Annotated in this window: 5 protein-coding genes and 1 pseudogene; 3 read left to right on the top strand and 3 right to left on the bottom strand. The window is 34.4% G+C overall.

What is annotated here, in order from left to right; translation table 11 throughout:
- A pseudogene (locus V7068_RS21260) lies at positions 1 to 554 on the top strand (hypothetical protein); the annotation flags it as partial.
- Between the two features lie 410 nt (positions 555 to 964).
- Here the strand turns inward: V7068_RS21260 and V7068_RS21255 are convergent.
- The 3 genes from V7068_RS21255 to V7068_RS21245 form a co-directional block, all read right to left on the bottom strand.
- Positions 965 to 1,291 carry a hypothetical protein gene (locus V7068_RS21255; protein WP_499714451.1) on the bottom strand — a complete coding sequence of 109 codons (327 nt, stop codon included), beginning with the start codon at positions 1,289 to 1,291 and terminating at the stop codon, positions 965 to 967.
- Between the two features lie 445 nt (positions 1,292 to 1,736).
- Positions 1,737 to 2,390: a site-specific integrase gene (locus V7068_RS21250; RefSeq protein ID WP_499714450.1), complete on the bottom strand. Its 654-nt coding sequence runs from the start codon at positions 2,388 to 2,390 to the stop codon at positions 1,737 to 1,739.
- Positions 2,381 to 2,824, bottom strand: a complete 444-nt coding sequence (locus V7068_RS21245; protein ID WP_499714449.1) for an Arm DNA-binding domain-containing protein — start codon at positions 2,822 to 2,824, stop codon at positions 2,381 to 2,383. Before V7068_RS21245 ends, V7068_RS21250 begins: the two co-directional genes overlap by 10 nt.
- 343 nt (positions 2,825 to 3,167) lie before the next feature.
- Between V7068_RS21245 and V7068_RS21240 the strand changes: the two genes are divergently transcribed.
- Both V7068_RS21240 and V7068_RS21235 read left to right on the top strand, forming a co-directional pair.
- The gene (locus tag V7068_RS21240; RefSeq protein ID WP_499714448.1) at positions 3,168 to 3,590 is read left to right on the top strand and encodes a MarR family winged helix-turn-helix transcriptional regulator; all 423 of its coding nucleotides are present in this window, start codon (positions 3,168 to 3,170) and stop codon (positions 3,588 to 3,590) included.
- 8 nt (positions 3,591 to 3,598) lie between these two features.
- Positions 3,599 to 4,425, top strand: an 827-nt coding sequence (locus tag V7068_RS21235) for an MFS transporter (RefSeq protein WP_499714447.1), incomplete at its 3' end; no start/stop codon positions are given.

The following is a 4,425-nucleotide window of genomic DNA, read 5'->3' as shown; positions in this document are numbered from 1 at the left end:
CTATACAATATCACTACGCAAATAAAACTTTAATTCTACTTGAAAATGAATCTGATAGAAAGGGATATGAATTATATTTTAATCAAATATACAAATATAGAGTTATGTATTTGCAGGCTATTATGGCTCAATGTATTAAGATTAATCGTCAAATTGATGATAAAAGTAGAGACTATGACAACTTAATTGAACAATTAAGTAATTATAAAAAACCTACTTGGGAAGATAAGCTAATAGAAGGAGTTGCAGCAATGGTTACTTCTCCTTTTAGACATGGGTTTAATATTGCTTTAGGGTTAGCAAATGGAGATAGCGAAAAAGTAATTAAAAGCTCTTTGATTTTAGGGACTAGTTTTTTAGGCATTAGTGCTATAGCCGATGCTCTAGACGTCTTAGATGGATTAGACTCTATCGATATAGCAGAATCTAGTTTAGAATTTGTAGATCCACACGAAAGAATATTATCAGATGGTAGTACGATATGGGTTGATGGTGATGGTAATACATCCGTTGATTTAAGTAAAGAAAATGGCGGAGGATATTACAGAGATTAAGCAGTGTGAATGATAATAGTTCACATCATAATAGTTGGTTTAATAATTACAAACTATCCCCTTGGATTACCGCACTTAAGATAAATTAAGTGTGAAAATATATGAAGGCGAAGATTGCGTGAAATTAATGGATGGATTTACAGATTCTGAAGAAGCAAGAGAACTAGACAAAGAGTTTGATACTTATTTCAAGCCCCTAAACGTTTTAGGGGCTTTTTTATGATAGAGGTAAGTTGAAAAAAACAAAGTTAAAGTACATGCTAAACGGATGGAAATATGATTGAAGGCACAACACTAAATATAGTGGTTTTCTTCTAGTATGTAGGATACACATTATTTTCATATCCTCTAATATGTCCCTAAGATATAGGAGTAAAGTGTTATTTGTTCAAGTCAGAAAAAAGTTTACATCATAATTTTTGAGTAAAGCTAAGCTTCTTTCCTGTTCGTTTTTTATACTCTTTAGCAATTAATTCGATGTCACTTTGTTCGATCCAATCTGCTTTTCCTTCCCGATATTTTATAAAATGCATTGTATATAGGCTATCTTCCTTTCCAAAAAAAGTTTGCTCAAATAATGCCTCTGGAAATATTATGGTTTTAATTACGATCCTACGCTTCTTGTCTATGACTAAGAAATTATCAAAGTAACCTAAATCAAATTCAAAATTACATAATCTTGATTTTTCTACTTGACCTTCCCCAACAATCTTCAATGTATCAACACACCATGCCATATAAAATCCTCCTTTTACAAGTGAAAAGATATTTAAGAAGCTTGTCATATCAACCTTTAGAGGACTTTTATTGTGGTGCCAATATTGGTGCCATCGGATATAGCAGGTATAACCTATCATATTTCGAAAACATCGGAACCGTGATAAATCAATGAATTTCATTTAAATAAGGTCTTACCTATCATATTTGAAATTACTAAACTAGTAGATTTCGCTTTGACAGGGTGGGGGTCGGGGGTTCAAGTCCCTCACAGGTCATCATTTAAACAAGGCCCAAATCCTTTTGTATCAAGGGTTTGGGCTTTTTCTTTGTTTACTGGAATATCCATTTTATCCCTGAATTTTTATACATTGCACAAATACTGCACAGAAACTGCACGAGACTGTCGCTTTGTCTTACAGTCATAAGGATTCCATTGTTTGTTTTTATGTGCTTTTTTGTCTGTTATGTCCAGAAGCGATCGTCAAATCGATTGGCTGTTTTCTTCTGCATTTCTTCATTTGTATGTGAGTAGATATCAAGCGTAATTCCTACTCGGGCATGTCCTAAACGTTCGCTCACCACTTTGGGGTTTTCGCCCATTCGCATCAAAATCGTGGCATGAGTATGTCTCAAATTGTGAAAAGGAATGTCGGGAACGTTTGCTTTCTTCGTAAGAGCTTTAAACTTACGAATGAGATTTCTTGGTTCAAGATAACCGCCAGCTTTTGATGCAATGACTAAACCTAGTTTATTGGGTGCTTGTTTCTCTCTATATCTAATCAAGGTCTCTTGTACGCTAGCTGATAAATACACGTCACGCCGCGAATGAGAAGTTTTTACTTCTTTTATGAATAAACCTTTTACTTTTGTACGGGCTAAGGATTCTTCTACGTGTATAACCCCTTTATCTAAGTCGACGTTTTTCCATCTTAAAGCGAGAATTTCTCCACGCCTCATGCCTGTAAAGATAGCTAATAGGAAAGGAATAAGCTCGTTTTCTCGTTCGCAAATTTCTAGAAAAGCCCTCGCTTCTTCCAATGTCCATATTTGCTTAGACGTTTTATGGATAGAGGGAGGGGAAGCATCTTTAGCGGGATTATTTTTAATCAATCCCACTTCACAGCTTTCTGCAATGCTTTAGATAAAAGATTGTGTATTTTCTTTACAGTTGCATTGGCTAAGCCCTCGTTTAATTTTTGAGCATACAGTTGATCAATATCATACGCCGTAATTTTCGACAAAGGAATAGATTGAAAGTAAGGGATTAAGTGAACACGTACAATCGTTTCTCCGACTTCAAAAGAAGGATTTTGTACTTCATGTCTATGAGTATCGTAAAGCCAGCTTTGAATATAATCCTTAAATAAAGTCTTTGAAGGCTCGTTATATTCTCCATTCATAATCTCTGCTTTTAGCCTATTCATTTCCGCTATAGCTTCGCGCTTCGTCTTAAAACCACTACGATATACTTGTTTTCGTTTGCCGGTTCGATCATCAATCCCGGCGTCGATTCGAAATGACCATACTTTACCTGTTTTTTTAACTGACATTAAGAAACCTTCATGTTGAGATGGAGGTAGGGTGTGGTAAATAGTATGAGTCTGCAAAACTGTTTTCATACAAGGTGTGTATGTCAATTAATTCAAAAAAGTTTAACCCGTTTATATAAAGGGACTTAAAATGGTTATCTATAAATAATGGTATACAAAAGAGCTTAAAACATTTATAATTAACCAAGTTAACTTTCGTAAATCGCTTACGTTATTTTTTTTGCTCAAGTAGTTAGGTAACCTAACTAATATAAGGGAAGGCGTGATAAAATCGAAACGACATCCTATTTTTTTACTCAAATAGTTAGGTAACCTAACTAATATAAAGGGAGGAGTGACGAAATTGAAACAATATTCAGATTTTTTTAATTCGTATAGCTTAGTGCATAGACCTTTAACAAACTATACGAATCATATTTTAGAAAAGCATGGATTATCAAGCTCTTACTGGCGTTTACTTCGTGTGTTAGAAAATGGCGAGTCTAAAAGCTTCCGTGATATCACCGATGCGCTAAAAATTGAGAAACCTTCTGTTACAAACATTATCAAAAAACTGTCGGATCTAGAAATTGTAGAAATACATAGTGGTCAGGACAAACGTGTGAAAATGGTCAAATTAACACCATATGGGAAGGATAAAATGGCTGAAATTCGTAATAGCTTGAATCCATTTTTTGAATATGCACTACAAGGTTTAAGTCATGAGCAGTTAGAAATTGCGGTGGAAGTATTAGATACAATTCGCAAAAATATTACGAAATTATGAGGTGAAGTATGGAAAAAACAAAAGAAAAATTATGGACAAAGGAATTTATCACACTGTCATTAATTAACTTCCTAGCAACAATCGTCTTCTTTTTATTAATGGTAACGATTGCGAAATATGCAGTTAGTGAATTCGATGTTTCGACTAGTACTGCAGGTTTGGCTTCAAGTATCTTTATTATCGGTTCACTATTTGGCCGATTAGGTGGCGGTCAATTTATTAGTAAATTAGGTAGTAAGAAAACATTGTTCTACGGTCTAATTGGCTTTGTTATAACGACGCTACTTTATTTTGCAGCGTTTAACGTTGGCTTATTATTAGTTTATCGTTTATTACAAGGGGTAGCAGTTGGTTTAGTTGGTACAGCAACAGGTACAATTATTGCGCAAATCTTACCAGCCAACCGTCGCGGTGAAGGTATTGGTTACTTCAGTTTAAGTGCGATTTTAGCTACAGCTGTTGGGCCTTATATTGGTATTTTCCTATTACAAAATTTTGATGGTTTTAATACGATCTTTATTTTTAATGCAATTTTAGCGGTAATCGTTTTCGTAATGTTCTTTATGGTTAAATTCCCAGAAAGCTTAATGAAGCCCCTTAAAGCCACTGGTAAAACAACTGTAGAAAAGACAGGCGGCGTTTTCTCAAAATTAATTGAAAAACGTGCTGTACCAATTTCATTAGTCGCTTTATTTGTTGGCTTAGCTTATTCGGGCGTTCTATCATTCATGACGTTTTATACAACAGAAATTAATTTAGAAAAAGTAGGCGGTAATTTCTTCTTAATTTATGCAGCTGTTGTAATTCTTACTCGACCAGTAACAGGGAAATTATT

The sequence above is a fragment of the Bacillus sp. JJ634 genome (genome assembly GCF_036962285.1).
GTDB classification, from domain to species: domain Bacteria; phylum Bacillota; class Bacilli; order Bacillales; family DSM-1321; genus Peribacillus; species Peribacillus asahii_A.
This window is presented reverse-complemented; position numbering and strand designations above follow the sequence as displayed.

Bases quoted from the DNA above. Each gene is read 5' to 3' on its own strand.
- V7068_RS21255 (WP_499714451.1), bottom strand. From the start codon at position 1,291: ATGGCATGGTGTGTTGATACATTGAAGATTGTTGGGGAAGGTCAAGTA.
- V7068_RS21245 (WP_499714449.1), bottom strand. From the start codon at position 2,824: ATGTCAGTTAAAAAAACAGGTAAAGTATGGTCATTTCGAATCGACGCC.